The 26,947-nt window shown below is 63.2% G+C and carries 26 protein-coding genes; 8 read left to right on the forward strand and 18 right to left on the reverse strand.

Annotation, left to right across the window (positions count from 1 at the left end; genetic code table 11):
• Positions 1-193: 193 nt before the first annotated feature.
• Positions 194-1,045 carry an oxygenase MpaB family protein gene (locus tag ONR57_RS21900; protein ID WP_265125834.1) on the forward strand — a complete coding sequence of 284 codons (852 nt, stop codon included), beginning with the start codon at positions 194-196 and terminating at the stop codon, positions 1,043-1,045.
• A gap of 100 nt (positions 1,046-1,145) precedes the next feature.
• Here the strand turns inward: ONR57_RS21900 and ONR57_RS21905 are convergent, their stop codons facing one another.
• The 4 genes from ONR57_RS21905 to ONR57_RS21920 form a co-directional block, all read right to left on the reverse strand.
• Positions 1,146-1,574 (reverse strand): SRPBCC family protein, encoded by a 429-nt coding sequence (locus tag ONR57_RS21905; RefSeq protein ID WP_265125835.1) that lies wholly within the window; start codon positions 1,572-1,574, stop codon positions 1,146-1,148.
• Positions 1,575-1,601: 27 nt separating this feature from the next.
• Complete coding sequence (locus tag ONR57_RS21910; RefSeq protein WP_374116511.1) at positions 1,602-3,137, reverse strand: carboxylesterase/lipase family protein; 1,536 nt, start codon at positions 3,135-3,137, stop codon at positions 1,602-1,604.
• 147 nt (positions 3,138-3,284) lie between these two features.
• Positions 3,285-4,910 carry a cation acetate symporter gene (locus ONR57_RS21915; protein WP_265125837.1) on the reverse strand — a complete coding sequence of 542 codons (1,626 nt, stop codon included), beginning with the start codon at positions 4,908-4,910 and terminating at the stop codon, positions 3,285-3,287.
• On the reverse strand, positions 4,907-5,302 hold the full coding sequence (locus tag ONR57_RS21920) for a DUF485 domain-containing protein (protein WP_374116507.1): 396 nt from the start codon (positions 5,300-5,302) through the stop codon (positions 4,907-4,909). Before ONR57_RS21920 ends, ONR57_RS21915 begins: the two co-directional genes overlap by 4 nt.
• Positions 5,303-5,622: 320 nt before the next feature.
• Here ONR57_RS21920 and ONR57_RS21925 point away from each other — a divergent pair, with 320 nt between their 5' ends.
• Genes ONR57_RS21925 through ONR57_RS21945 form a run of 5 tightly spaced genes read left to right on the forward strand, consistent with a single transcriptional unit; the run spans position 5,623 to position 10,107 of the window.
• A complete protein-coding gene (locus ONR57_RS21925) occupies positions 5,623-6,744 on the forward strand; it encodes a 4Fe-4S dicluster domain-containing protein (protein WP_265125950.1) in 1,122 nt (373 codons plus the stop codon).
• Positions 6,731-7,570, forward strand: a complete 840-nt coding sequence (locus ONR57_RS21930; protein WP_265125838.1) for an FAD/NAD(P)-binding protein — start codon at positions 6,731-6,733, stop codon at positions 7,568-7,570. The genes ONR57_RS21925 and ONR57_RS21930 overlap by 14 nt, the downstream gene beginning before the upstream one ends.
• Complete coding sequence (locus tag ONR57_RS21935; protein ID WP_265125839.1) at positions 7,570-8,358, forward strand: oxidoreductase; 789 nt, start codon at positions 7,570-7,572, stop codon at positions 8,356-8,358. The genes ONR57_RS21930 and ONR57_RS21935 overlap by 1 nt, the downstream gene beginning before the upstream one ends.
• A complete protein-coding gene (locus ONR57_RS21940) occupies positions 8,327-9,619 on the forward strand; it encodes a Ni/Fe hydrogenase subunit alpha (RefSeq protein ID WP_265125840.1) in 1,293 nt (430 codons plus the stop codon). Before ONR57_RS21935 ends, ONR57_RS21940 begins: the two co-directional genes overlap by 32 nt.
• The gene (locus ONR57_RS21945) at positions 9,616-10,107 is read left to right on the forward strand and encodes a hydrogenase maturation protease (protein WP_265125841.1); all 492 of its coding nucleotides are present in this window, start codon (positions 9,616-9,618) and stop codon (positions 10,105-10,107) included. Before ONR57_RS21940 ends, ONR57_RS21945 begins: the two co-directional genes overlap by 4 nt.
• Here the strand turns inward: ONR57_RS21945 and ONR57_RS21950 are convergent.
• Genes ONR57_RS21950 through ONR57_RS21965 form a run of 4 tightly spaced genes read right to left on the reverse strand, consistent with a single transcriptional unit; the run spans position 10,104 to position 14,326 of the window.
• Positions 10,104-11,858, reverse strand: coding sequence for a cation acetate symporter (locus ONR57_RS21950; RefSeq protein ID WP_265125842.1), 1,755 nt, complete (start codon positions 11,856-11,858; stop codon positions 10,104-10,106). The two genes, ONR57_RS21945 and ONR57_RS21950, sit on opposite strands and share 4 nt — an antisense overlap.
• 4 nt (positions 11,859-11,862) lie before the next feature.
• On the reverse strand, positions 11,863-12,273 hold the full coding sequence (locus ONR57_RS21955) for a hypothetical protein (protein ID WP_265125843.1): 411 nt from the start codon (positions 12,271-12,273) through the stop codon (positions 11,863-11,865).
• 27 nt (positions 12,274-12,300) lie between these two features.
• Complete coding sequence (locus tag ONR57_RS21960; protein ID WP_265125844.1) at positions 12,301-13,119, reverse strand: LytTR family DNA-binding domain-containing protein; 819 nt, start codon at positions 13,117-13,119, stop codon at positions 12,301-12,303.
• A gap of 4 nt (positions 13,120-13,123) precedes the next feature.
• On the reverse strand, positions 13,124-14,326 hold the full coding sequence (locus tag ONR57_RS21965; protein WP_265125845.1) for a histidine kinase: 1,203 nt from the start codon (positions 14,324-14,326) through the stop codon (positions 13,124-13,126).
• A gap of 205 nt (positions 14,327-14,531) precedes the next feature.
• Here ONR57_RS21965 and ONR57_RS21970 point away from each other — a divergent pair, with 205 nt between their 5' ends.
• The gene (locus tag ONR57_RS21970; RefSeq protein ID WP_265125846.1) at positions 14,532-15,374 is read left to right on the forward strand and encodes a hypothetical protein; all 843 of its coding nucleotides are present in this window, start codon (positions 14,532-14,534) and stop codon (positions 15,372-15,374) included.
• A 129-nt stretch (positions 15,375-15,503) separates the two neighbouring features.
• Positions 15,504-16,439 (forward strand): hypothetical protein, encoded by a 936-nt coding sequence (locus ONR57_RS21975; protein ID WP_265125847.1) that lies wholly within the window; start codon positions 15,504-15,506, stop codon positions 16,437-16,439.
• Here ONR57_RS21975 and ONR57_RS21980 read toward each other — a convergent pair.
• The 10 genes from ONR57_RS21980 to ONR57_RS22025 form a co-directional block, all read right to left on the reverse strand.
• Positions 16,436-17,002 carry a hypothetical protein gene (locus ONR57_RS21980; RefSeq protein ID WP_265125848.1) on the reverse strand — a complete coding sequence of 189 codons (567 nt, stop codon included), beginning with the start codon at positions 17,000-17,002 and terminating at the stop codon, positions 16,436-16,438. The two genes, ONR57_RS21975 and ONR57_RS21980, sit on opposite strands and share 4 nt — an antisense overlap.
• The gene (locus ONR57_RS21985; protein ID WP_265125849.1) at positions 17,002-18,198 is read right to left on the reverse strand and encodes an MlaD family protein; all 1,197 of its coding nucleotides are present in this window, start codon (positions 18,196-18,198) and stop codon (positions 17,002-17,004) included. The genes ONR57_RS21980 and ONR57_RS21985 overlap by 1 nt, the downstream gene beginning before the upstream one ends.
• Positions 18,199-18,206: 8 nt before the next feature.
• A complete protein-coding gene (locus ONR57_RS21990; protein ID WP_265125850.1) occupies positions 18,207-19,262 on the reverse strand; it encodes an MCE family protein in 1,056 nt (351 codons plus the stop codon).
• Positions 19,262-20,374, reverse strand: coding sequence for an MCE family protein (locus ONR57_RS21995; RefSeq protein ID WP_265125851.1), 1,113 nt, complete (start codon positions 20,372-20,374; stop codon positions 19,262-19,264). The genes ONR57_RS21990 and ONR57_RS21995 overlap by 1 nt, the downstream gene beginning before the upstream one ends.
• Complete coding sequence (locus ONR57_RS22000; protein ID WP_265125852.1) at positions 20,374-21,396, reverse strand: MCE family protein; 1,023 nt, start codon at positions 21,394-21,396, stop codon at positions 20,374-20,376. The genes ONR57_RS21995 and ONR57_RS22000 overlap by 1 nt, the downstream gene beginning before the upstream one ends.
• Positions 21,393-22,424, reverse strand: a complete 1,032-nt coding sequence (locus ONR57_RS22005; RefSeq protein WP_265125853.1) for an MlaD family protein — start codon at positions 22,422-22,424, stop codon at positions 21,393-21,395. The genes ONR57_RS22000 and ONR57_RS22005 overlap by 4 nt, the downstream gene beginning before the upstream one ends.
• The gene (locus ONR57_RS22010) at positions 22,421-23,701 is read right to left on the reverse strand and encodes an MCE family protein (protein ID WP_265125854.1); all 1,281 of its coding nucleotides are present in this window, start codon (positions 23,699-23,701) and stop codon (positions 22,421-22,423) included. The genes ONR57_RS22005 and ONR57_RS22010 overlap by 4 nt, the downstream gene beginning before the upstream one ends.
• Positions 23,701-24,561 carry an ABC transporter permease gene (locus tag ONR57_RS22015; RefSeq protein ID WP_374116512.1) on the reverse strand — a complete coding sequence of 287 codons (861 nt, stop codon included), beginning with the start codon at positions 24,559-24,561 and terminating at the stop codon, positions 23,701-23,703. Before ONR57_RS22015 ends, ONR57_RS22010 begins: the two co-directional genes overlap by 1 nt.
• Positions 24,561-25,376 (reverse strand): ABC transporter permease, encoded by an 816-nt coding sequence (locus ONR57_RS22020; protein WP_265125855.1) that lies wholly within the window; start codon positions 25,374-25,376, stop codon positions 24,561-24,563. Before ONR57_RS22020 ends, ONR57_RS22015 begins: the two co-directional genes overlap by 1 nt.
• A 193-nt stretch (positions 25,377-25,569) precedes the next feature.
• A complete protein-coding gene (locus ONR57_RS22025) occupies positions 25,570-26,796 on the reverse strand; it encodes a S9 family peptidase (RefSeq protein WP_265125856.1) in 1,227 nt (408 codons plus the stop codon).
• Positions 26,797-26,947 lie beyond the last annotated feature (151 nt).

The raw sequence follows: 26,947 nt of genomic DNA on the forward strand, positions 1-26,947 counted from the left end.
GTTCTGCGAACCGAAGGTCTTCGTCAGACCCTCGACAGCGACCTCGACTCCCACCGAACCTCCACGTTGTTCGAGAACACCAGAGACACCGTCACCCGGATGAATCTGAGCACGAAGGTTATCAGAAGCCCCGAACTACGGATACCCCCATCTGATAACGTTCGTTATTAGATGGGTCGTGATCGGAGGGTGTATGCGGCGAGAGAGACGCCTATCAAGAACAGAATTGGATAATTTGGACAGCAGTGCATTCAGCCGCTCCCTGTTATCGATGGGGCAGACGATGAGCACGGCGAACGTGATCATGCAATTGGCCAACCCCGCGGTGGGATATGCGGTGGCCCGCAGCACCGTCGAAAGCGGCCGCCTAGATCGGCATCCCGTCAAGCGCGCACGGACTACCGCCTCGTATCTCGCGGTGGCCATGCTTGGCAACGCCGATGATCGGCGACGGTACCGGCAGGCAGTGAACCGCCAGCACGCGCAAGTTCGGTCGGCGCCGGATAGCCCGGTGAGTTACGACGCGATGAGCACAGATCTGCAGCTGTGGGTCGCGGCTTGCCTCTACGCAGGCTGGGAGGATATCTACGAGCGGGTCCATGGCCCACTCGCCGGGCCGCAGCGCGAGGTGTTCTACCAGCAGGGCAAGGTTCTGGGAACGACCCTCCAGATGCCTGCGGAACTGTGGCCGGCCAACCGCGACGCATTTGATGAGTACTGGCAGCAGCAGGTCGGGAGGATCGAGATCAGCGATGAGGTGCGCGACTTCCTCCTCGGCATCGCGCACTTCGACTACGCCCCACCATGGATCAAAACCCGGTACGGGCCGGTTAAGTACCGGCGCACTGTCGGATACCTGCCGGAGCCATTCCGGGCGGCACTGCGTGTGCCCTGGACCGACGAGGACGAAGAGTGGTTCACGAGCTACATCGCGCGACTGGTCAAGCGTGAGCGCCGAAAGCCACTTTGGCTGTCGCAGCTGAGCTTCCGTCTGCTGCTGTGGGACACCCGGCTGCGGCACCGGCTCGGACGGCCATTGGTGTAGCGCCCTCCTGCCCCGGAATCCATCTGTAAGCGTCATACGAAACCCTGGTTTCAGGGCCGTTTTGGCTGACGCCCGTAGATAGATTCGGCGCCGGGGGCGGCTAACCCATTTTGTCGAAGCGCTCGAGCGACTTCTTGATGTCGCCTTTCAGCGCCCGTGACACGCCGAAACCGATCGGGCCTGCCACGAGCGGGCCCGAGAAGTCGACATCGAGTTCGACAGCGGAACCCGCACCAGCGGGTGTGATTGACAGTGCCAGCTTCACTCTCGTGCCGCCCACACCGTCACCCTTCAGCGCCACACGCCGGGGTTCACTGAACTCGGTGACGGTCCACTCGATGCGATTGCGCATGCCTTTCACCGAGACCACGCTCGTCACGACCGTGCCTTCACCAATAGTCTCCGGCAGATCACCGCGCCAGCCGTCGTGCAGCATGAGCCACTCACTGAACCGGGAAAGATCCGACGCCCGGTCCCACGCTTCCCCTGGTGTGAAATGCGTGTTCAGCGAAACACTGGTCGAAGCCATCGGCAAAGCCTTTCGGTCGGTGAGCGATCACCGATAATTCTGGTACCCGTGCCATGCAATCCGGCGAGCGGCGCGCGGATCGCTCTCGATCCTGTCCTCGACATCGAAGATCTTGGTGGCGCGCGATGGGGCCTCGTAGGCGGGCCAGTTCGCCAGGGGTGATCCGGTTTTGGCGAAGCTCAGCCATTGATCCTGGATTCGGTCGCTGATACCCGCAAGGCTCGCTTTGCCGCCAACCGTGGTGAGCGCTTTCGCAGCCCGGCTATCGAGGGTGCCGAAAACTGCGGGGAGTTCGGTCGCATGGGTGGCGCCCATCCGGAGCACCCGCAGCAGGCGCGGGGCGAAGTCATACCTGTACATATAGGTCGGTGCTATCTGACTGTGCCCGTCGGCAGCTTCAACGGTGGGGTGCCAGAAAATTACGTCGCCACCGATATCGGTGGCCGCGCGCCGGCCCGGATAGTCCGGGTAGGCGGCCAGCACTTCGTCACGCTTGTCTGGGTCCGTTTGCGCGAACATCAGCTCAATCATCGGAACCGTGGTGGGGATCGTCTCTCCCATCCGGGCGAAGAGGGCACCTTCGCGGTCGGTTGTTCCGATGAGCAACGGGACTGGGTGCGCCGCACCTTCGGTGAATACCTCGATGGGCCGCCGCGGCAGAAACTCCCCGTCGATCACCGGACTGAACGTCATCGCACCTGGTGACTTCCGTACTCTGCGCTCCTTGAGTTCTGTTGCTGCGCTGACGAATTCTTCGGGCGCCACACGGCCGAGCACTTCCGTCGCGTGTGATTCGAGCACGTTGAGGATGTCGAGGAAATCACTGGCCGTGCTGTGTGCCCGTTCGGGCTCATAGACTGCGGCGACCGCAGGACTCTGCGCGATAGCTCGGTGAAAGAGTCCGCGCGCCCGTGGGACCGTCATCAGAGTCGTGACGGAGATACCGCCCGCCGACTCGCCGAAGAGGGTGACGTTCCCGGGGTCACCGCCGAACGCAGCGATGTTGTCACGCACCCATTCCAGCGCCATGACTTGGTCTCGAAGTCCGACGTTCGTGTCGAACGTGCGTCCCACTCCGGAAAAGGCGGAAAGATCGAGGAAGCCCAGCGCGCCGAGACGGTAGTTGAATGACACGAACACCACGTCACCACGTTCGGCAAGCCGTGAGCCGTCGTAGACGTCGAGGGAAGAGGAACCGCTGGTGTATGCGCCCCCGTAGACGTACACCATGACCGGCCGGAGTGTTCGCGAACTGGCGCGGGGGGCGATCACGTTGATGGTCAAACAATTCTCGTCCATCGTGACATCTGGCGAGGGCGCGGTTATTCCGCGGGGTATCTCCTGCGGTGGAATAGGCCCGAAGTTTGTCGCATCGCGGATACCCTTCCAGCGCTGCGGCAGCTCAGGGGCGCGGAAGCGCAGCTCTCCGACCGGCGGGGCGGCATACGGGATGCCGCGCCAGATCCGGGCCGTGTCAGTTACGAATCCCCGGACCTCGCCGCTGGTCGTTACAGCGTCGATGCCTGACACCGACGTATGAGGCTGGTGGGTCACATCGCCCACTTTCGCCCGGAGCAGCGCCACATGTCCAACAAGGGACGAAATTGATGCCAAGACGATAACAATTTCGTGCGCACCGTCACAGCAGAAACCCGGGGTGACGATGCGTCACCCCGGGTTCCCCGTGCTGCTTGGACACCTCAGTGCGGGTTAGTGTGCGACTGCCTTCTCCGCACCGACACCAGTGAGGGACCGGACCTCCATCTCCGCATTCTTTTCGGCGTTGCCTTTGTCCTTCGACAGGACGGAACCGAGGTAACCGAGGAGGAACGCGAGCGGGATGGAGACGATGCCTGGGTTCGCTAGCGGGAACCACGCGAAGTCCATGCTCGGGATCATCGCGGTCGGTGAACCTGACACTGCCGGGGAGAAGATGATCAGAACGAGCACCGAAGCGAGACCACCGTAGATGCTCCACAGCGAACCGGTGGTGTTGAATCGCTTCCAGAACAGCGAGTACAGGATCGTCGGCAGGTTGGCCGAGGCAGCGACCGCGAAGGCCAGTGCGACGAGGAACGCAATGTTCTGTCCGTTCGCCAGAATGCCGAGCCCGATCGCGAGGGCACCGATCACGACCGCGGTGATGCGGGAGACACGGACCTGCTTCTTTTCATCGACATTGCCGTTCTTCAGCACGTTTGCGTAGATGTCGTGCGCGAACGACGCAGACGCGGTGATGGTCAGTCCCGCGACGACCGCGAGGATCGTGGCGAACGCGACGGCGGCGATGATGCCAAGCAAGACGGTGCCGCCGAGTTCGAAGGCCAGCAACGGTGCTGCCGAGTTCTGGCCGCCGGCCGCGCTGAGAATCCGTTCCGGTCCGACGATCGCGGCTGCACCGTAACCGAGGATCAGGGTGAACAGGTAGAAGGCGCCGATCAGGGCGATCGCCCACACGACCGAGCGGCGTGCTTCCTTCGCCGTGGGCACTGTGTAGAAGCGCATCAACACGTGCGGTAGGCCTGCGGTGCCGAGGACGAGCGCCAGTGCGAGTGACAGCATGTTGAGTTTCGAGATTTCGCTGCCGCCGTACTGCGCTCCTGGTGCGAGGACATCGCGGCCGCCTTCGACAGCGGAATTGACGGTTTCCTGCGCCGAGCCAAGCATGCCCGAGATGTTGAAGCCGAACTTCCACAGGACGATTGCGGACATGATGCCTGCACCGGTGATGAGGAGGAAGGCCTTGATGATCTGCACCCAGGTGGTGCCCTTCATGCCGCCGACGAGGACGTAAACAATCATGAGCGCACCGACAACTGCGATGATGAGCGACTGTGTCGCACGGTCGTTGATGTCGAGCAGCAGTGCGACGAGACCACCGGCACCGGCCATCTGCGCGAGCAGATAGAACAAGGACACGGTGAGCGTCGACGCGGCGGCCGCGGTGCGGACCGGCTTCTGGCGGAGCCGGAAGCTCAGCACATCAGCCATCGTGAATTTGCCGGTGTTTCGCAGCAATTCGGCAACGAGTAGCAGGGCCACCAGCCAGGCGACGAGGAAGCCAATCGAGTACAAGAATCCGTCGTACCCGAAAACGGCGATAGCGCCGGCAATGCCGAGGAAGCTGGCTGCCGAAAGGTAGTCGCCAGCGATGGCGACACCGTTTTGCGGACCGGTGAATCCGCGGCCGCCCGTGTAGAAGTCGGCTGCAGTTTTGTTGGTGCGGCTCGCGCGGATCACGAAGAACATCGTGGCTGCGACGAACAACGCGAAGATCGAAATGTTGACGAGCGGGTTGCCGACCATTGAGCTTGATTCCTGCGCGAGGACGTTCATGCTGCGGCGCTCCTTTCCGGCTGGGTGCCCTCCATCTCCTCGCGGATTGCGCCGGCGCGGGGATCAAGTGTGCGGTTAGCGAAGACGATGTACCACGCGGTGATACCGAACGTGGTGACGAACTGGCCGAGCCCGAGGAGCAGGCCGACGTTGATGTTGCCGATGACGGGTGTCCCCATGAAGCCCGTTGCATAAATGCCGAGCAACACGTAGATCAGGTACCACCCGAGGAAGAACGCGGTCATCGGGAATACGAAGCGGCGGAGCCGGCGGCGCAGATCCTGGAATTCGGGGCTCGCCTGGACGCGGACGAAGTCTTCCGCGGTGGCTATCCGGGGCTCAGGCTGCGGGGCGTGCTCGGCCGGCTGGACGAGGACTGGTGGTGCGGTCACGATAGCTCCTCGACGTTCACGGGCCCGGCCCTTCCGGTGCCCTTCGAATGTGCTGCGATGACTTGAAGGTAATGAGAGCGCAGTCACAAAAGGGGGCTGTGGTTGCGGTCACACGGTGAGCAGCGTCACCCTGCGCCAAACGGTCCTCGTGCCGCGACAAACGGTGAGCGGTTGGGCGCGTGAGCGCGGCGTTGGCACGGTGAAGGCCTATGCAGCACCGAAGAAGGACCTTTGCCTCTAACTTGACGGGCCGGCGCGCGCGATTCTGGTACCTGTACGGAAATCGTGTTGACCGACCCTGGGTGCGCGCAATGTCTGACATGCCTGCTGTCATCGACCGAACTGGTCTCGACCAACTGGTGGGCGTCCTGCGTGCCCGCGGCTATCGGGTGATTGGGCCGCAAGTGCGGGATAACGCCATTGTCCTCGATGAACTCGAGTCCGGCGCGGATCTGCCCGCTGGGTGGGGAGCGGAAACGGGGCCTGGTACGTACCGCCTGTACCAGCGGCCGGACGAGGCAGTGTTCGCGCACTCCGCCGGCCCGGGTTCATGGAAGCAGTTCGTTCATCCGCCACGCAGCAAACTGTGGGAGGTGGGCCCGGATCTGCAGACCCGAGAGCACACGGACGATCCTGCACCGCTGGCATTCCTCGGCGTGCACGGGTGCGACCTCGCTTCACTCGCAGTCTTGCGTCGCGTGCTCAACGGCTGCGACCATCCAGACTCCGCTTATGCGCGACGCACCAGCGGTCTGTTCATCGTCGCGGTTAACTGCACCGAACCGGGCCAGGTATGTTTCTGCGCCTCGATGGGCACGGGCCCGTCTGTCGCGACACCGTACGACCTGGCGCTCACCGAACACGCCGACGCAGATCGGCACTGGTTCCTCGCCGAGACCGGCAGCGAAATTGGCGCCGATGTCCTCGCGGACGTGCCGAGTCGCGCCGCTGCAGCGACCGAAACTGAGGCTTCGCAGCACGCGGTTGCTGCGGCCGCGAACAAAATGGGCAGAGCAATGCCGTCGGTCGATCTCCCGGCACTCATGCGCACGTCGGCTGAGTCGCCGCACTGGCAAGACGTTGCAAGCCGGTGCCTGGCGTGCACCAACTGCACGATGGTCTGCCCGACCTGCTTCTGCACGTCGGCCGAGGACGTCACCGACCTCACTGGCAGCCACGCCCAGCGGTGGCAACGGTGGGCGTCGTGCTTCGAGATCGAATTCTCGTACGTGCACGGCGGCAGTGTGCGGCGGTCTACTGAGAGCCGGTACCGGCAGTGGCTCACCCACAAGCTCGGCACCTGGCACGACCAGTTCGGCAGCTCAGGCTGTGTGGGATGCGGCCGGTGCATAGCGTGGTGTCCGGCTGACATCGATATCACCGCGGAGGTCGCCCGGCTAGCCGAACTCGCTGAACAGGGCGGGCGGCATGCTGACAGCTGACTATCCGCGTAACGACGTTCCGTTGGCCTACCGGGTCGCCGAGAGCATCCAGCAGACTTGGGATACTAAGACTCTGGTGCTCGAGCCGAGGGGCAGCGCTACTCCGCGCTGCCAGCCGGGGCAGTTCATGATGCTCTACCGATTCGGGGTGGGTGAGGTGCCGATTTCGATCAGCGGTAACCCGGCCGGTTCAGATATCTTGGAGCACACCATCCGTGCCGTGGGCGCGGTGAGCACGGCGCTGTGCGCCGCCGCTGTCAACGACACTGTCGGGGTACGCGGCCCCTACGGCACCGAATGGGATCTGAGATCCGCGGTGGGCGGAGATGTGGTCATCGTCGGCGGGGGCATAGGGATCGCGCCGCTGCGTCCCGTCATTGTGGACGCGCTGGCTGCCCGGACGTCTTTTCGGAGACTCATCGTCATCGTCGGTGCACGCGCGCCCGCTGACATGCCGTTCCGCGACGACCTCACAGTGTGGGCCGCAACGGGCGACGTGGAGCTGTACCCGACTGTCGATCACCTAGCGGAAGGCTGGGAGCACGAGCATGGCCTCGTTACTCAGCCGCTATCGCGCCTTCACCTCGACCCTGACCGCACGACCGCGTTCCTGTGCGGGCCTGAGCCCATGCTCAGGTACTGCGCACAAACACTGCTGGACAAGTCGATTCCAGCCACGCGCATCCAGGTGTCGCTGGAACGAAACATGCAATGTGGTGTCGCACGATGCGGACATTGCCAGCTCGGTCCGCTGTTGTTGTGCCGCGACGGTCCAGTCGTCGATTACGCGAGCGCCCAGCCGCTGCTGACCATTCCGGAGTTGTGATGACTGCTACAACGCTTGCCGTATGGAAATTCACGTCCTGCGATGGGTGCCAACTCAGCCTGCTTGATTGCGAGGACGAGCTTCTCACGCTGGCCGATCGGGTAACAATCGCGCACTTTCTGGAAGCTTCCAGCGCGGTTGCCCCTGGACCGTACGATGTTTCGCTCGTAGAGGGATCGGTTACCACTGAAGACGAAAAGCGGCGGATAGCCGAGATACGCAACCAGTCACGCATACTCGTCGCTATCGGTGCGTGCGCAACGCACGGCGGTATACAGGCGCTGCGCAATTTCGCCGACGTCACTGAATTCACTTCGCTGGTTTACGCGAGCCCGGAGCACATTTCCACGCTGGCCGCCTCCACACCGATCTCGGCACATGTGACCGTCGACTTCGAATTACGCGGTTGCCCCATCGACCGCCACCAGTTGCTGAACACCCTCAGTGCATTCCTTTCCGGACGCAAACCCGATATTCCGACGACGAGTGTCTGCGCAGAATGCAAGCGGCGCGGCACAACCTGTATCACGGTCGCCGACGGGATTCCCTGCCTCGGACCAGTCACACAGGCGGGCTGTGGTGCCATCTGTCCGGCATATCACCGTGGTTGCTACGGATGCTTCGGGCCTATGTCGAACCCGGACGTTCCAGCCCTGCTGCCCGTGCTGCGCCGATGTGGCATGCCTCCCGGCGAGGTTGACCGGGTGTTCGCGACTTTCGCGGTTTCCGAGCCAGCGTTCGCGGAGAGGGGTGGCGGTGACTCACGACAGCAGAGAACTCAAAGTTAGTGCACTTGCGCGGGTAGAAGGTGAAGGCGCACTGCGGGTCCGCATCCGTAGCGGGGTGGTCGAACAGGCTGAGCTCAACATCTACGAACCACCGCGCTTCTTCGAGGCCTTCCTGCGCGGGCGCGCATACACGGAACCTCCGGACCTTACGGCCCGCATCTGCGGAATCTGCCCCGTCGCTTATCAGGTCAGCGCCTGCAACGCGATCGAGCAGATCTGCGAAGCGGAACTCGATACACCGCTCCGCACGCTGCGGCGATTGCTGTATTGCGGGGAGTGGATTTCGAGCCACAGCTTGCACATCACGCTGCTGCACACGCCGGATTTCCTCGGGTTTCCGGACGCCATCGCGCTGAGTACGAAGCATCGCGAACGTGTGCAGCAGGCCCTCGCAGTGAAGAAGGCCGGGAACATGTTGCTCGACGTGCTGGGCGGCCGGCCGATCCATCCGGTCAACGTCAAAGTCGGCGGCTTCTACTCGGTGCCCAAGAAGACTGATCTCGCTGTTGTCGCCACTCAGTTGCGTGACGCTTTGGGCCACGCGGTAAGCACCGCACGCTGGGCCGCGACGTTCGACTTCCCTGATGTCCAACTCGACCACACTCTCGTCGCTCTCGCGCATCCGGAGGGATACGCAATCGAGAACGGTGAAGTGCGTGCGACCACCGGCCTGCGCTTTCCGGCCAGTGATTTCCTGAAACACGTCACCGAACGACAGGTGCCGCACTCCACCGCACTACACGCCACACTCGATGGAGATAGATACCTCACTGGGCCGCTCGCTAGGTATTCGCTGCACTCGCGCGAGCTGTCACCGCTCGCCCGAGAAATCGCGGAGGAGGTAGGGCTCGGTGAACAATGCCGCAATCCGTTCCGCAGCATCCTGGTGCGCTGCATCGAAGTCATTTACGCGATCGACGAAGCCGTGCGGATTATTGACGAATACGAGCGCCCGGCGCGTGCGGCTGTGCCGGTAACCGCTCGGGCGGGGGTCGGCCACGGCGTCAGTGAGGCACCACGCGGATTGCTTTACCACCGCTACGAATTGGGCGATGACGGCACGGTTCGTTCGGCGACCATCATTCCGCCTACGTCGCAGAACCAGGCGGTGATCGAAGACGATCTGCGCCAACTCGTTACAGCCAACACTCACCTCGATGACGCCCGGCTTACTGCTCTTTGCGAACGGACGATCCGCAACTACGACCCCTGCATTTCGTGTGCGGCCCATTTCCTCGATCTGGACGTGGTTCGGCTGTGACTGGGGCGCCAGCCGGTGCAGTCGTCATCGGGGTGGGAAATGAGTTCCGCGGTGACGACGGCCTCGGTCCTGCAGTGATTGCCCGCCTGCGCAAGCTTGCCCTGCCTGGCGTGCGGTTGGCCGTGTCGCACGGCGAACCCACAGAACTGCTCGATCTCTGGTCCGGAACTGACTTGACGATCGTCATCGACGCTGTCTGCTGCGAGCACACCACCCCGGGGCGCATCTGGACCACGACCGCCGAAGCAATGGCCAGCTTCACGACAGCAACAAGTTCCCACGCACTGGGCATAGCGGATGCTGTGAAACTCGGACGTGTCCTGGATCGTGTCCCCGATGAGTTGGTCGTGATCGCAGTCGAAGCGGAGTGCTTCGAGGCGGGTACACAGCTTTCCGTGCCTGTCGCTGATGCGCTGCCACACGTTGTGACGACCGTACTCGCGGAACTGGCGAGGCACGGCCTCAGCACGCCACCCGCAGCCCTTTAGCCGCCTCCCCAGCGCTCCACAGCCCGGTCACGAACCATGCCGAATCGCTCCGGCACATGCATACGCGCGAACGTTCTTGCCACGTCGGGACGAACCGAAGCTCGCGTAGCGAAGCTGACGGCGATCATCGTTGTGAACGCGAGCGGCACCGTCACCGCCGCCGGATGGGTGAAGAGGGCCGCTGCCCACCCCGTTGCCGGCCCAAGGCCGAGCACCGTCACGAGCACCGCGGTGAGGCTGGACAGGCCGCCCGCGAGCAGCCCGCAGGCTGCCCCGGCGACCGTGAGTCCGCGCCACCAGATGCCAAGCACCAGCAACGGCGCGAACGTGGACGCCGCGACCGCGAACACCAATCCGACCGACTGTGAAAGATCGAGCCGCGCGGCGAACAAAGCCAGCACCATCACCGTCACACCAGCCAGCAAGGCGCTCACCCGGAAATCTCGGACCCGCCCGCGCAGCACATCCGTTGACAGCACCCCAGCCGCGCAGACAAGCAGACCCGAGGATGTTGACATGAACGCAGCGATCGCACCAGCAGCAACAAGGGCGGCGAGCATTTGGCCACCGAGCCCAGCGAACACAGACGAAGGCAGCAGCAGCACCGCTGCGTCGGATGTGCCGGTGAGGAGAAGCTGCGGCACATACACCCGCGACAGCACACCGAGCAACACCGGAAAGAGGTAGAAAACCGCGAGCAAACCGATGACGATCAGGCTTGTCCACCGCGCGAGGCTGCCGGTCCGGTTGGTGTAAAACCGTACCAGCACATGCGGCAGCCCCAAGGTTCCGAGGAACGTCGCGAGGATGAGCGAATACACCTCGTACAGTGCGATGCCGCCAGCTTCGCCGCTGCCCGTCCCGAGCCCTGATCCCGGCTGCAGCCAGTCGGTTGCGTTGACCGGCGCACCGGCTATGACCGGAACCGCAGCGCCCGCGGGCAGCACAATCTGGGTACCGGCCGGCAGACTGTGCATACCCGGCTGCAGCGTCGTTTCCGCACCGTCCATAGTGAGCGTGACCGTTGTCTCGGTCTGCACAACGACATCCGTCTCGACATTGACTGTGGTTTCCGCGCCGACGACCGGCGGCAGCGGCTCACTCAGCGGCCGCTGCTCCGTAAGGAAGAAAACCGCGATGGCGATCGCGGGGATAGCGATCGCGGTCAGTTTCAGCCAGTACTGGAACGCCTGCACGAACGTAATCGACCGCATACCGCCCGCTACGACGTTCGCGATGACGATTCCGCCCACCACGGCGACACCCAGCCACTCAGGCACGCCGAGAATGGTGCGCAATGTCAGGCCAGCGCCCTGAAACTGCGGCACCATGTAGAGCCCGACGATGAGGACGACAAATACCATCGTGAGCAACCGCAGCCGCTCCGAGGCGAGCCGGAACTCCGCAAAGTCGGGCACGGTGTACGCGCCGGAACGGCGCAGCGGCGCGGAGACAAACATCAGAAGAAACAGATACCCGGCGGTGAATCCCACCGGGTACCAGAGCGCGTCCGCGCCGTGTTTCGCGATCAGGCCCGCAACCCCGAGGAAGGACGCCGCCGATAGGTATTCGCCGGAGATTGCGGCGGCGTTCATCCGCGGCCCCACGCGGCGCGACGCAACCAAGAAATCTGAGGTTGTCCGTGCGAACCGCACGCCAAACGAGCCCACCACGACCGTTGCGAGCGCAGCGAGAAGCACCGCCGCGAGCGTCAGCACCGCGCCGGTCCCGTACTGCTGCACTCCGGTCATCGGCTCAGTCTTCAACCAGTTCCGAGAACTGTTGCTCGTTCCGCTCGGCCTGACGCACGTACAGCCACCCCACTCCTGCGAGCAGGGGGTAGATTGCGGCCCCGAGAAGCAGCCACGCCAGTTGCACACCGCCCACGGTGGTCGCGGCCAGATCGGGGAAGAGCCAGAACGCGAGTGGCAGCACCCCAACGCAGACGATCACCAGCAGCGCGAACCGCGTCGCCAGGAGAAATTGGGAACGCACAAGCCCGGAAGCAAGCACTTCACCGACATGTGTTTGTTCTTCGATTTCCCTGCGGGTGCGGACTCGCCGTGCTCCGGCGCGACGTGACAGGACGACGCGTTCGCGCTGTGGACGGCTCCCGCCGCGCGAAGCGTCAGAGGGCCCGCCGAACCCGATGCCACCGTCAGGCATTACGCAGCCTCCTAGCTAGCGCGAACTCTACTTGGCTTGCCACGCCTGCATTGGCCCCCGAACGAGGCGGTCCTTAAGAGCACGCGTGTGTCTGCGGCTGACGGGCAGTTCGACCGGACGCAATTCGCGTTCGCCCCGCAGCGTGACGACGTATCCCGTGCCTGCGGTTTTCAGCCCCGTGACGAGGCGCAGCGAGACCAGGTACGAGCGGTGAACCCGGATGAATCCGGCATCGGCCCAGCGCTCCTCCAGAGTGGACAGCGGAATACGCACAAGGTGTGATCCAGTGGTCGTGTGCAGTCGCGCATAATCACCATCCGCTTCCACCCAGCCAACGGTCGAGCGGCGGACCAGGGTGGTGACACCACCGAGTTCGACGGGAATGACCTCGTCTGAGGGCACCTGCTGTGCCTGTGCACGGGCTGGCAAAGCCGGTGCGCTGACTTGTTTCGCGCGGTGCTCCCTGATCCGTGCGATCGCCTGTGCGAGACGTTCTGTACGCAGCGGCTTCAGGAGGTAGTCGACCGCGCCCACGTCGAAGGCATCGACGGCGCGGTCATCGTGGGCGGTGACGAAAACAACGAACGGGGGACTCCGGAATTCACTCACGATTCCGGCGAGTTCAACCCCATCGAGCCCAGGCATCCTGATGTCGCTGAAAACAGCGTCGATCTTTTCCGACTTGAGGATGCGAAGCGCACTGGTTGCGTCACTCGCCGCGTGAACCGTCTCGATTCCGTCCTGTTCACGAAGCAGGAAAACGAGCTCGTCAAGTGCTGGTGTCTCATCATCAACAGCGAGCACGGTGAGCGGTGACGCCGCGGAACTTTCCATGGTTTCTATCATGCCGTCACGCCGTGACACCCTGGCGGTATTTCGGCACACGCACAATCACCTTGGTCCCCGCCCCCGTTGCGGTTTCCACCACGAGACCGTAGTCGTCACCGAACACGGCCCGCAGCCGCTCATCAACGTTGCTGAGGCCGATGTGTGTCGCGTCCGGATCGGAATCGAACGCGCCCGACCGCAGTTTCTGCGGGTCCATTCCGATCCCGTCATCTTCGATGCTGAGCATGCATTCCGCACCGGCGTCGGCAGCGGTGATCGCCACGGACCCACCGTCCTGTTTGCCCGCGAGACCGTGCCGCACGGCGTTCTCTACCAGCGGCTGGAGGACGAGGAAAGGGATGACGACGTTGAGCACTTCGGGCGCCACCTGCAGGCGCACGGTCAGTTTGTCTCCGAAGCGTGCCTGCTCGAGTGTCAGGTAACGCTCGACGTTGCGGAGTTCCTCCGCCAGCGTGGTGAACTCTCCCGCCGAGCGAAACGAATACCGCGTGAAGTCGGCGAACTCCAAGATGAGTTCCCGCGCGCGCCGGGGGTCGGTGCGGACAAACGACGCGATGGTGGTCAGCGCGTTATAGATGAAGTGCGGACTGATCTGCGCCCGCAGCGCTCGCACCTCTGCGTGAGCGAGCCGCTCGCGTGACGCGTCGAGTTCGGCGAGTTCGAGCTGACTCGCCGCGTACCGCGTGACTTCGGTGAGGGTGCGCACCAGACCTGGGCTTACGGGCGCGGTGACAGCCGCCGCGAGCACCCCGATCGTCTGCACGGCGCCCGATGCTTCACCCGTGATGATCGGCTGCGCGACGATGCCCCAGATTTGGCAGTCGTCACGGCCGCAGTCGATTTCGTCATGGCGGATCAGCCGCTGTCGCCCAGCCCGAATGATGTCCTGCGCCACGGGCGGGAAGCCCGCCCGGTGGTTGTCACCGGCACCCTCCCAGGCGAGCACGCTGCCGTCGGCGTCACAGATAGCCATGCCCTGAGCGCCGACGAGGAGCGAAAGTACCGGCGCCGATTCCTCCGCTGATTCGGTGGTGAGCCCTCGGCGAAGCACTTTCGCGGCCTCACCAGCGGTGGACAGCGTTGCGTGCACAGCGCGTTCAGTGGGTGTGGTGAACCCCTGCCGGGCGCGCAGCACCACCGCGATCCCGAGTACGGCGAGCACAGCGATCACCACGGCACCGGTTGCCACCACGAGCGAAGACATAGTTAAAGTCTGCCGACAATACGGCCACAGTGGCGTGATGTTTCGCTGAATGTCGCTATTCTTCAAGGCTTCTGCACTAGCGTTGACGACTGATCTTGTGATGGACACGTAACAGGCGCTGCTGTTGCGCCGCCCCGCATCGTTGGACAGACTCAGCCGATGTGAACGAAAACTTTTCGTTCAAAACGGACCTAAGGAGTACTCAATGACCCAGTACCCCCCTGGGGGCGAGCCGCCTTACGGCAGCAACCCCGATGACGCTGGTCGCGGGGACCAGGGCTGGAATCAGCCCTCTGACCCGAGCGGCTACCCGCCGCCACCGCCGCCGCAGTACGGCAACTATCCTCCGCCCCCGCCTGGTGACTTCGGCCCGCAGGGTGGTTACCCGCCGCCCCCACCGCCGGGCGGCGGCTATGGGCAGGCCAGCGGCGAGTTCCGCATCGGTGACGGCATCCGCTGGGCCTGGAACCGGTTCGTCGAGAACTGGCCAGTCTGGGTCGGGTTCACCCTGATCATCGGCGTGGTGAACGTGGTTTTGGGCCTCGCCAGCCCCGGCGGGCGCAGCCCTGACGAGGTGTTTGCGTTCAGCGCTGTCGATCTCCTCTCGACAATCATCTCGGCGGTGCTCGGCTGGATGATGGTCCGGGGGGCGCTTTTCACCGCGGACGGCCGCAAACCCGGCTTCGGTGAGTTCGCTCAGCTCAACAACGTCCTGCACCTGGTCATCGCTTCGCTGCTGGTCGGTATCGCAACGACCATCGGCATGGTGCTCCTGATCATTCCTGGCTTGATCATCGCGTTCCTGTCGATGTTCACGACGCACTTCGTGCTGGACCAGAATCAGGACGCGATTACCGCGATCAAGTCCAGCTGGTCGCTCGTCGCGAAGAATGTTGGCGCACTTCTGCTGCTCGTACTGACGGTGATCGGTCTCGCGCTGCTCGGCATCGTCACTTGCGGCCTCGGCTTCCTGGTGATTCTGCCGATCATGACGATGCTGTCCGTGTACGCGTACCGGACCTTGACCAATCGTCAGCCGGCGATGTAACGCAACTCGCACGAGTACACGCTGGCGCGGGGCCCAGGCCCCGCGCCAGTAGTGTTTGTGCCGTGGTACTTAAAGCTGAGAGGCTGAGATGCTGCAAGGCAGAACCTTCCGAGGAGATGGGAGCCGAAAGTGACTGATAGCTCCAGCGAAGGCGGCCTGCCTGGGGAGTCTGGATTCCCCCCGCCAGAGGAGATTCCCTCGCCGGGAGCGATGCCCGAACCGGGCGGCTTCCCGCCGCAGGGCGAGTACCCCACAGCTGGCGGTGGGTATTTGGGGGCGGGCGCGAAGCCACCGCCGGGGAACTATCCGGACGATCCGAGCGCATCGACGCCACGGTACGGCCGGGTAAAGGGCAGCGGCGGGACGGGGCGGCTGCGGCAGCGCAAGACGGCACCTACCGGTTTCGATCTCGGTGACGCGTTGCGTTTCGCCTGGACGAGGTACGTCGACAACGTGGGTGTCTGGCTTGGTTTCTTGCTGCTCGCGCTCACATTCGCACTGATGATCGCATTTCCGGCTTCAATGATCTTCCTGGTTCCGGCCGGTGCGGCGGAACGTCACCCACTGCTTGTTGTGTCGCTTGCCGCAATTGGGATCGCAATCATCGTGGCGGTGATCATGGTGCTGAGTGCCGCGATGGTGCGTGGAGCGCTGTATGAAGCCAGCGGCACCCGTCCGTCGCTCCGCGACTTTCTGAGGCTGCCGAACATCAGTCAGATCCTGTTGGCCACCGTGACTGTCACAGCGCTCACCCTGATTGGGCTAGCCCTGTGCGTGGTTCCAGGTCTCATCGTTGCCTTCTTCAGCATGTTCACGGTCCACTTCGTTGTCGATCAGAACCAGAACGCAATCGAAGCGATTAAGTCCAGCTGGCGCACGGTGATCGCCAATGTGGGGCCACTGCTGCTGCTCACACTGATCTGCTACCTCATCATCGTGGTAGGCACCATTGTGATCGTCGGTTTCCTGATCACGGTACCGTTCACCGCTATCGCGGTGGCCTACGCGTATCGGGCAGTCACCGTGACGTCCGGCCCGCCCCACCCCGCGGCGCCGATCAGTTAAGCCCCCGTGATGTCATGCAGCAGCCAGCGTCCGTCTTCACGATGCACGGTGACGAGGAGACGGCTGCGGTCGACCCGGCCGTCAGGCGCCAGGACGTTGCGGACTTCCTGATCCAGAAAAACCATGACGGTCGCCTCGCCGTCGGAGTGCTGGTAGACGGCGGCGTAGTCGGCGGTGCCGGTCGATGACCCTTCTGCTTCATTGAGGAAGTCACGGAGTTCGGCCGCCGCGGTCTCATACTCATCCCGAAACTCCGGGGTGGAGATCGCCGCCACCGCATCGAAGTGTGCGTCGAAATTGTCGTACGAATAGGTGCTTACGGTGATTGCGTGCTCGGCCGCCGCCGCTGCCGCACCCGTGGGGTCGGTCCCCGCGAAGTCACTGGCGACCCCTCCTGCCCGGGTGGCGTCCCAGTAGAGGTACCCGAGCACCAGGGCGGCACTCGTCGTTACCGCGAGCGCGACAGCGAGAATGACGGTGCTCCTCCGCCTCCGCGGAGAGGGCGGTACTGCCTGCGCCGTCGTCTCGGCGTCCGGCACCGTCGCCTCGGTGTTGCTGCTCATCAATTCGGTCCTTCCTCAAGAAGCTGGCGGAACGCGTCGATTCCGGTGGGCAGAAGCAGCGGATCACTCACCACCGGCGGACCCACCGTGCGGATACCTGGTGTGGTGTACCCGAGCAGTCCCAGCCCATCTGGCCGCGGCGCACTCAGCGCGCCCCGATTGGCGTGGTGTTCCCCTGGCGGGCAGTACACGCCCCGGTCGGGCTCGCGCGGGCTGTCGTCGCCGACGACACGGCGCGGTGTCTCGTAGTAGCACACCGGTCCTTGCGTCACGACGAGTGCGAAATCCGCACGGTCCCCGATCCCGATTGAGGCCAGCTTATCCAGTGCGCTGGGAAAGCTGTCCGCCATCGCCAGCAGTGCGGCATCACGGCCGCCGATAATCTGGAAGATGTCCGCGAGACCCCTGGTGAGGCGCGCGTCGTCGCTGGGCATCTCTTCGAGCAGTGTGGTAAGCCGCTGCATCACCCGCGGACCCTCCTCGAGGAGGTAGTCCACCGACCCTCCGCCCGCGTTGAAGTCTTCGCCCACCACTCTCATCGACCGTGCAGTCGCGGGCAGGGAGTCAGACGCGTCCGCCAGCGCCGCCATCGTCCTCGGGCCGTGCTCTCCGAACCATCGGAAGGTCTCGTCGTTACTCTCGAATACACCGGCCACCGCGTGCGCGTTATCGATGATGTCGCCGAGGTCGTCGGACCGGTTGGCGAGCGCGGCTGACATGCTTTGCGCGAGCGAACCGATGGAGCCCGCGTCAAGCGAGTCGACCAAGACGCGCATTTGAGCCAGTGACTCTGTGAAAGTGACGCTCTGCATCTCCGGCGGCGCGGGAACCAGGTCGCCGTCTCGCAGGTAGACGCTGCTCGCCGCTTCGGCGCGGAGTTCGAGCACGGACAGTCCCGCTGGGTTCAGCATGGAGGCGATCGCGTACGAATCCACGGGGATTGTTGTTCCTGGATCCAGGGCGATATTGACGTCGACGCCACCGTTTTCTGCGACATCGACTGAGGTCACCACTCCCACCACGATGCCGCGGAAGGTGACGGGCGTACCGTTGCCGAGGCCGCGCGCATGATCGAAGTGTGACACCACATGAATCGTGGAGCCGAACGGGTTCGCCTGCGGCCCGAGCGAATACCGAATTCCCGCTGGGACAACGACGATGGCGATCGCCAGGAACAGGGCAACTTGTATCATCATTGCTTTTCTCACCGTGTACCCCCTGTGAGCAACCGCATCAACTCGTCCGGATCGACTGTCGCCGCCGGATCGTCGGCGCGGGTGCCTAGCAGCACCTTTGCCAGTGATTCTGGGATGTCGAACGTTCCGTCGAACCGGAGATAATCACCATGCTGGGCGTTGGCGAAGCCATCCAGGAACTCGGCGAGGATGACATGCAAGTGCCTGAGTTCATGGTTGACGGATTCAAAGGCCGAGACCACGCCCTGTAGGCGCGCTGGAAACTTCGGCAGCTCTGCTTCGGTGTGACTCAGCAACTCTGCGAGGTCCACGCTCGCCGTAGCGAACCGGTCCACGAATACACCAATCTGCTGCTCCTGCTGGGCGAGTACGTCGAGCATCGGCCCTGAGCTTTCCAGGCCACGCTCAAAATTGGCACGGTTATCTGCAAGCTGTGCGGTGGTGCTGGCCAGCGCAGTAAGGGTTGCGTCAATTTCCGCCTGCTGCGTGCTGATCGTGTCCATGATGACGATCAGCGAATCAACAAGGCTGGCGAAATCGTCGCCGCGCCCGCGGAACGCGTCGGCGGCCTCTCGCACGACGATCTCGAGCTGGTCGATTCCGCTTGCCTGCAGAACCAGGCCAATCGCGGCGATACTCGACTCGAGTTCTGGCCCGAGTTCGGTGGCGTCACGGGTGATGACGCTGCCCTCGTCGAGCGTCAGAGCTGACGGCTCGGCGGGCATCTGCACGCGCACGTATGGGTTCCCCAGCAGCGTGGGCAACTCGACTCGAACCCGCACATTGCTGGGCAGTTCAGTCTCGCGCTCGAGGCGCATGGTGAGCACGGCTTGGCTGCCTTCTGGGCGTAGGTCACTGATCCGGCCGATCATTCGCTGACCGAGACGAACTTCACTGCCGACGGTGAGCAGATCCGCGCTCTGGACAACGGCATCAACGGTGTACGTGTCTCCGCCTTGCGCCCAGTCAGTAGGTATCTGATCGAGGCCCACCGAACAGCCGGCCACCGTCACCGCCGCGACCACCGCAATAAACGAACGTTTCAGAGTTTTCAGCACCGCCATCACCGGCCCCCCGCCTGAAGAATGCCGCGGATGCCAAGCGGATCCGACAGGCTGATGGGCAACGAAATCGGGTTTGTGAGCCCCATACCGGTACAGATGGGCGGAGGCACCGGACCACACACGCCCTCGCCCTGCAGACCCGACAGCTGCTGCAGCTCTGAAGCAACGTTGAGGCGAATGCGTGCCCGCTGGTCATCTCCGATGAGGTTGTCGATGTTCTGCATGACCAGTGGCAGAACATCGATGATGTCCGCGAGCTCGCTGGGTTTCGCGGAAACCGAATCGACTACAGTCCGGATATTGTCGAGCACCACGGGAAGACTGTCGCCGCGTTCGTCGATGAGTATGTCGATCTCTTCAAAGAACCCCTGGAACGATGTCATGAACTCGGCGATGTTCGCTTCCTCGGCCACGGTTTGTTCGCTGAGGATCGCGAGACTTGCTGCGAAGCTGCGGATTTCCTGTTCACGGTCGGAGACGAGGCGAGCGACGTCACCGAGCACCCTAATGATTTCGTCAAGTTCGGCAGTGTGCGCGCCAGCAATACGGGACGCCGCGGCCACTTCCCGGATCATCGCGTTGGTGTCGGGCCCGAGCCCCTCGAATGAGGCAGCGACACGGTCGATCGCGCCACCGATGCCGGCGCCAGTGCTCAACGCCTCGCCGAGATGGTGGAACGACTGCAGCAGGTCATCAAAGGCGATGGGGACATGGGTTTTCTCCCGCGGAATTGTGCCCCCGTCGGGGAATTCAGGGCCACCGGCGTAACGCGGGGACAGCGCGATGTAGCGATCAGCGAGAATCGACCTGTTCACGATGTACGCTTCGGCGTCCGCAGGGATCGCTATGTCGCGGTCGACGCGCATTTCAACGCGGACGTGGTCACCAAGGGCTGCCACGGACGTCACCCGGCCCACTTCGATACCGAGCACTTGCACCGGACTGTCGGGATAGATTCCGGACGCGGATGTGAACTCCGCGACCATATGTTTGCGGTCTTCACGAAGGAACGCGAACCACACGATCGCAAACACCAGCGCAATGACGAGGACTAGGGCGAGTATCCGAAGCACACTGCCGCGGTAGCTGCGGGCGGAAGTCAGGTTGGTCATCACTGGCACCCTTCGAGCGCACCGAGCAAGCAGAGCAGATTGTCAGGGATGATCGTGGTCGGGGTATTGACGTCCACCCATGGGCCGTGGCCTGTGACATCGGCGACCTTCCGGAACGTCGGCGCGCCTTTCTCGATGATTGCTTCGAGGTTGGCCGCTTGCTCCGCGAGGGTTTGCGTGACACTCACAAGGTTGGAGACAAGTCCCGGCCGGTCCTCCAGCAACTCGTCGAGTTGTGCCGCGACAGTCTCCAGTCCCTGGCTCAGCCGAATCAGCATCTGATGACGGTCAGCGAGTGTCTGCAGAATCGTTGCACCGTGCACGAGCAGCGAGTCGAAGTTGGCTTGCTGAGCATCAACGGTACGACCGACATCGCGTGCAAGTACGAGGACCTGCTCGATTTGGTCGCCGCTGTCATTGATCAGCGCCGCGGTTGCGTTCAGGGTGGTGATCGCGTCCCGCATCACCGCCGAGTCTTCCGGCAATGAATCGACCGTGAGCTGAGTGAGTTGACCCAGCTGATCGAAGTCGAGACCGTCGGTAGATTCATAAGCGGCCCGAGCGATGGCATCGATACTGAAAGGCACGCTGGACTGTGCGAGCGGGATCGTCGCGTCCTCGAGCTCACCGGTTCCGTTCGGCTTCACCTCGAGATACATTTTGCCGAGAACGGTGCGCAGTTTGACTGCGGCGGTAGTGCGCTCGCCAAGCTGTACACGCCGCTCGACCCGGAAATCAGCGCGTACCAAGGGTCCGTCGAGGACGATGCGGTCGACCTTGCCTGCAGGGACACCCGCCACATACACCGGGTTCCCGACCGTGAGCCCGCCAGACTCCTCGAGTTCGACACTGTACGAGCTGGTACGCAACAGGTAAGTCACCTGTGGCAGCGCACTGGCTCCAGCGAAGAGTGCCAGCACGAGACCAATGCCCACCAGCCCGATAATTCCGGGACGGCGCACCCGCAGCGTGGTTGCTCCGGACGTGGTGAGCGTGCGCCACAATGACGTGACCAGGTTCATCGGCACACCGCCGAATGGCCGCCGCCCACAAGCTGGAACACGTCGACCTCAACGCCGTCGACTTTGAGACTCAGCGTGCAGAGGTACAGCGTGAGCCATGAACCGTAGTCGCCGATCATGTTGACCGCGGCAGTGATCCGGTCCAGCGAGGTGAGCAGTCCCACGAATGTGTCCGTGTTCGGGATCCAGGTGTCCGTCATGGTTTTCGCCTCCCGGATGGTTGCATCGAGTTCGTCAAACGATGCTCCGGTGAGGAACTCGGCGAGATTGTCTGCTGTCAGCGAGCCGTCTTCGAGGATGGCGATGACGTCGTCATTCTGTGCCGCGATACGCTCTGTGAGCAGTGTTACGGCGCCGAACGCGGCTTCGACATCTGTCTCGTGCGCGGCGACGGTGTCTAGCACCACCGCCAGGTCGTCGGCCAGGGTGCTGATCAGCGCGGACCGTTCCAGGAACACTCCGGCGGCATCCACGGTGCCGATCATGAGTGTCTCTAGCGCGTCGGTGTTACCTTCCAAAGCAGCTATTGCCGCGGCAGCTATGTCGTTCAGCCGCTCCGGTTCGATAGCCGCGAACAACGGTTTGAAGCCGTTGAAGAGTTCGGTAACGTCAACGGGCTCACGGGTTTGCGAAAGCGGAATGGTCGCCCCCGGCTCGAGCTGCGCCGTGGTAGTGTCGGGGTCCGTCAGCGCCAGGTAGCGGACACCCAGCATGTCAGCGAAACGAACTGCCGCACTGACGTTTTCGGGCAGCGGGTGCTCCCGCGCGATTGAAATGCCCACAAGCGCGTGTTCCCTTCCTTCCGGTGTCCGCGTGAAGGTAATGTCGCTGACTTTGCCGACGCGAACGCCCGCAAGCGTGACGTCGTTACCCACCATCAAACCGGTGATATCGGTGAACTCGGCGTGATAGGTGACGGCCTGCCCGGGCACCGGCCGGGCAAGTGTCTGCCAAATGCTTGCGCCCGCGAGAAGTGCGACCATGATGAACGCTCCGACTACCACCGCGGCGCCCCAACTGAATTTCATTCGCTCTCCAGTAGTTCGATGATGTTGCCGCGAATCAGTGGACGCAGCAGCATGTTCGCGGCCGCGCTCGGTCCAGAACCTCCGTTGGCGGAAGCGTCATTACGGGGTCCGGTCAACTCGTCTTCGAGCATTCGCACTACGTCCGCATCATCGAGTACGGCAGCGAAATTCCCTGGTATCGCCTCGATCTCACGAACTGTGGACGGCGTGGACTGGCGCGGTGGAACTACCACGCCCGGAGCGGGGCAGGTGGGCCCGCTGAGCCCTGGGTACTGGGGACACTCATTCGCTGTATAGGGCATGGGATCGGAGAAGTCTGGCACCGCGACGATATTGAACCGCCCAGTCCGGAAGGACGGCGCCGCCGCTTCACCCACGGGAACGAGCTGCTGCAGCACTTCAGAAAGCATCGTGCCGCGTGTACCGGGCGTGCTGAACGCAGGACCGCCATCCGCACCCTTGACAACAACGACGAACGAGTTCGCGCGCGGCCCGAAGAGTGTGCTCACCGAACCGAAGAGACCCGCGAATTCTTCCAGCGCTTCAGGCACCCGATCGCGACGCGGCAGAATCCGCTCCGAAAGGAGCGTCGCCTCGTTGAACGCTGCGATCGTGTCGGGAGTGCCGCCATCGAAGTTGCGGGCAACACGACTGAAATCCCGGATGACGTTTTCCCCAATCGCAGGGGCAAAGGAATCCGTGAAGTTCGCTGAACGAGTGATGAGTTCACCAAACTGGTTGCCGCGGCCGTCGAATGCCTGCGCCAGCGCCGTGAGAGCCACGTTGAGGTCTGCCGGGTTGAGCGCGTGCACCAGCCCCATGACCTCGTCGTACAGCCCATACAACTGGACTGCTTCGTCAGAGGCATCGACCGCCAGCACGTCACCAGGTTGCAGCCCCGGCCCGGGCGGGCTTTCCGGCGGAACCAGGACCAGCTCGGTATCGCCGAAGATCGTGCGCGGCGCGACCCGGACGGTAGTGCCGCGCGGGATCCTCGGCAGCGCGTCGCCGTCGATTCGCATGTCCACATGCGTATATTCGACGCCCTGATCAACCGACGCCGTCTTCCCGATCGTCGCGCCGAGGTAGCGGACATTGAATTCGTTGCCGATCAGAAAACCCGCATTCGTGGGCAGGATCGTCGACACCATCGGGCGGCGGTCGTACATGCCAGTCCCCCTGCCAACCACCAAGATGCTGATCACAACGATGAGGATCGTCGCGATCATGCCCTGCAGAACGCGCGACGTTGCCGCGCGGCGAGCCCAGGCGCGCATCACTCCACCCCCATACCTGGGACGGACGGTGTGAGCCCGAAGAGGCCAAAAGTGAGTACGACGGCCGACATGCCGATGACGAGGATGCTTGTCCGCAGCGCGTGGCCAGCCGCCCGACCGACACCTTCAGGCCCGCCCGAGGCGTGATACCCGTACGAGCAGTGGATGACCGCGACGAATATCGCAAACACCACCGCCATCGTTATCGACGACGCGAGCGCGCTCGGTGACAGCGATTGCTGGAAGTAGTAGTCGTACGTACCACCGGATTCGCCGCGCAGCACAACAATAGTGAAACGCGTGGTGAGGTACGCCGATAGCAAACCGACCATATAGACCGGGATGATCGCGACGACCATCGCAATCAGGCGCGTGCTCGCCAGGTAGATCGTCGAGTTCACACCGAGGGTGTCGAGCGCGTCGATCTCGTCGGAGATCCGCATCGCGCCCAGCTGGGCTGTGAAGCCGGTCCCCACTTTCGCGGCCAATGCGATCGCGGCAACGATCGGTGCGACGCCTTGAGTATTCGCGATCGCCGATACCATGCCGGAAAGCGCTGTGAAGCCGAGCAGTTCCAGACCGCGGAACAGCTCGATCCCGAGCAGCATCGCGGCCACTCCCGACATTGCGATGACCACGCCTATCGTGCCGCCACCGGAGAGAATCGCGGTGGAACCGAAACTGACGTCACTGACTTCACGGACAATGACCTTGCGATACCGGACTAGGGCGGTAGGGATGCCGGCAACCATCTTCACACCGAACGCGATGTGCATAGCGACGACTTCGAACCCGCGTGGAATAGCGCTGAACTTGCCCGCGAATCGCTGGATCCGGTGCCGAGTCGAGTGCGAAATAATCACATGTACTCCCCGACTGCCGGAACGAGCGTGATGTACAGCTGGGACAGCACGACGTTGACGACAAACACCGCGATGAACGCGAGCACCACAGCCTCATTGACGGCGTTCGCGACTCCGGCCGGCCCACCTTTGGCGTGCAGCCCCTTGAAAGCGCAAATCAGCGCGGAGACGATCGCAAAGCAGGTGGCTTTGATAATCGCCATCATGAAGTCGCTGACCCGGCCATAAGATGTCAGCGTCATGAGAAACGCTCCCGGCGACTCTCCCACAACGAGAACCTGATTCACGAAGGTGATGAAGACACCGGCAAACGTCACCATGCCCACCATGCAGATCGCGACGAAGATCGCAGCGAAAACTCGGGGAACAACAACGCGTTCGATGACGTCAACGCTCATGACGTGCAGAGCCTGGACCTCTTCGCGAATGGTGCGTGAACCCATGTCCGCACAGATAGCGGACCCGCCCACACCGGCCATCATCAGGGCAGTCACCAGCGCCGCGGCCTGCCCGATGATGACGAAGGCGACCACCGCTCCCGAGTAACCCGCCGCCCCAATCTGGGTGGCGAGACCACCCACAATCACGGCGGTAAGCACACCAATCGGAATCATCAGCAGCAGTGCCGGAATCGTGCACACCCGAAACAGAAACTGCGCCTGATTCAGTGTCTCTGCCAGCGGAAACCTGCGCAGCGCGATCGCCCGCGCGCCCGTCAGCACCGTTTGCGCCGAAAACGTCACCAGCGCTCCGACTTCGTTGACGGCGTCGGGAACCGCCCCACGCTTGGACGAAACGACCTCGATCGTCACTGGTTGCTCCTCATCCTCGCGACGTGGTCTCACGGTGGCCCGAATGGTCGTTCGCGGTCACTCACGCCTGCTCGGCAGATTTTATCAAATATAAAAGTGATGGCAATCACGCGCCATCACCGGCTGACAATACCGCCTAATGAGGATTAACTTCAGCCTTTTGGTTAGATTGATCCGCCTTAAAGACACCAGGTCAGCACGTGGAAATGGGATCGACACCACGCAGTCGATTGTCAAGCCAATCCAGAACTTCCTGAGTGCCGTTGAGGTTGAAGTGGTCTGCCCCAGGCACGACTACCTCTTCCACCGGGGTGCCGAGGTCACACGCATTGCGCACTGCCTGCGCCGTCCACGCCGGTGGTACCACAGCGTCACGGTCGCCGTACAGCACGAGCAAAGGCCCGTCCGATACGTGCCGGGGCAACGCGATATCGTCGAGCCACTGCCGAATCGCCGTTGTCGCATCCTCGGTAAACGGGCCAATGTCGTCTCGCGAACTCTGCATGAGCGTGAGGGCTGAGTTCAGCCACCCGTCGTGAGTGCACGCCTCGAGTGCCCCAAAGCCGCCCGCGAGCGGGCCGCGCAGATAGTCGTCGAGATCCACAGAAGGATCCGCGGCCTGAAATCCTGCAAGGACGTACGGCAGGAGGCCCAGCTGGAACAGATCGAGTTCCCATGGCGGGTCAGGCTCAGCGATGGGCGTGAGATCAGCCGCAGGCGCTAGCGCCACAGCACCGAGGAATTCCAGTCCCGTACCGTAGGCCTCCGCCTGCTCGCTCGCCGCCCATGCGGCTTGCCCGCCCTGCGACACTCCAACAGCGAGCCACTGTGCGCTAAGTGCATCGTTTACTTCCCGCGCCGCACGCACAGCATCGATCACATTGAAGGCGGCCGTCGCAGGCTCGAGGTACGGGTGCGGCCCGCCAGCTCCAAGCCCTTCGTAATCCGAGGCCACAACCGCGTATCCCCGATCGAGGAGTGAATTGATCCGGGCGGCCTGGCCTAGCATGTCTGGGTACTGCGAGGGGCCGCACTCTGGCGCTACCCCTGTTGTGCCATGCGCGTATGAGACGACTGGCCAGCCACTCTCAGGCGCAGGACCGTTCGGCACAAACACCGCGCCAGTCACTTCCGATGGGCCCCCGCTAAGGCCGGATGTCGACCGGTACGTGATTCGCTGCGCCTCCGACACCCGGCTCGCGATCCCCGCATCAAGGTCGGCGAACGGAGCCGCCTCCAATACGGCGCCGCGCTCGTCGACCTCCACATCCGATTCCGCGTACTCCGCCTGCGTCTCAGTTGGGGCAAACGGCGACGCATCGTCGTCCACGTCGCCGATGGTGCATGCTGGCAGCGCGAGAAGGGCAGCCGCGCACCCCGCGGCTAGGAATTGGCGGGCTGGCGATAGTCGTGGACTCACCCCGTCGAGTGTGCCGATTTATGCCCGAGTTGGCACGTTCAGCGACGCTCCCCGACGAAATCGAGAACGACGCCGTCAGGCTCTGTGCCGCAGAACGCGAAAGCCGCGATCCCGGAAAACCGGAATCGCGGCCTTTACGCACGAGTCGGCT

It is taken from the genome of Hoyosella sp. YIM 151337 (genome assembly GCF_026041215.1).
Classification (GTDB): domain Bacteria; phylum Actinomycetota; class Actinomycetes; order Mycobacteriales; family Mycobacteriaceae; genus Hoyosella.

Bases quoted from the DNA above. Each gene is read 5' to 3' on its own strand.
- ONR57_RS21900 (WP_265125834.1), top strand. From the start codon at position 194: ATGCGGCGAGAGAGACGCCTATCAAGAACAGAATTGGATAATTTGGAC.
- ONR57_RS21905 (WP_265125835.1), bottom strand. From the start codon at position 1,574: ATGGCTTCGACCAGTGTTTCGCTGAACACGCATTTCACACCAGGGGAA.
- ONR57_RS21915 (WP_265125837.1), bottom strand. From the start codon at position 4,910: ATGAACGTCCTCGCGCAGGAATCAAGCTCAATGGTCGGCAACCCGCTC.
- ONR57_RS21925 (WP_265125950.1), top strand. From the start codon at position 5,623: ATGCCTGCTGTCATCGACCGAACTGGTCTCGACCAACTGGTGGGCGTC.
- ONR57_RS21930 (WP_265125838.1), top strand. From the start codon at position 6,731: ATGCTGACAGCTGACTATCCGCGTAACGACGTTCCGTTGGCCTACCGG.
- ONR57_RS21935 (WP_265125839.1), top strand. From the start codon at position 7,570: ATGACTGCTACAACGCTTGCCGTATGGAAATTCACGTCCTGCGATGGG.
- ONR57_RS21950 (WP_265125842.1), bottom strand. From the start codon at position 11,858: ATGACCGGAGTGCAGCAGTACGGGACCGGCGCGGTGCTGACGCTCGCG.
- ONR57_RS21955 (WP_265125843.1), bottom strand. From the start codon at position 12,273: ATGCCTGACGGTGGCATCGGGTTCGGCGGGCCCTCTGACGCTTCGCGC.
- ONR57_RS21960 (WP_265125844.1), bottom strand. From the start codon at position 13,119: ATGATAGAAACCATGGAAAGTTCCGCGGCGTCACCGCTCACCGTGCTC.
- ONR57_RS21965 (WP_265125845.1), bottom strand. From the start codon at position 14,326: ATGTCTTCGCTCGTGGTGGCAACCGGTGCCGTGGTGATCGCTGTGCTC.
- ONR57_RS21970 (WP_265125846.1), top strand. From the start codon at position 14,532: ATGACCCAGTACCCCCCTGGGGGCGAGCCGCCTTACGGCAGCAACCCC.
- ONR57_RS21980 (WP_265125848.1), bottom strand. From the start codon at position 17,002: ATGAGCAGCAACACCGAGGCGACGGTGCCGGACGCCGAGACGACGGCG.
- ONR57_RS21985 (WP_265125849.1), bottom strand. From the start codon at position 18,198: ATGATGATACAAGTTGCCCTGTTCCTGGCGATCGCCATCGTCGTTGTC.
- ONR57_RS21990 (WP_265125850.1), bottom strand. From the start codon at position 19,262: ATGGCGGTGCTGAAAACTCTGAAACGTTCGTTTATTGCGGTGGTCGCG.
- ONR57_RS21995 (WP_265125851.1), bottom strand. From the start codon at position 20,374: ATGACCAACCTGACTTCCGCCCGCAGCTACCGCGGCAGTGTGCTTCGG.
- ONR57_RS22000 (WP_265125852.1), bottom strand. From the start codon at position 21,396: ATGAACCTGGTCACGTCATTGTGGCGCACGCTCACCACGTCCGGAGCA.
- ONR57_RS22005 (WP_265125853.1), bottom strand. From the start codon at position 22,424: ATGAAATTCAGTTGGGGCGCCGCGGTGGTAGTCGGAGCGTTCATCATG.
- ONR57_RS22010 (WP_265125854.1), bottom strand. From the start codon at position 23,701: ATGCGCGCCTGGGCTCGCCGCGCGGCAACGTCGCGCGTTCTGCAGGGC.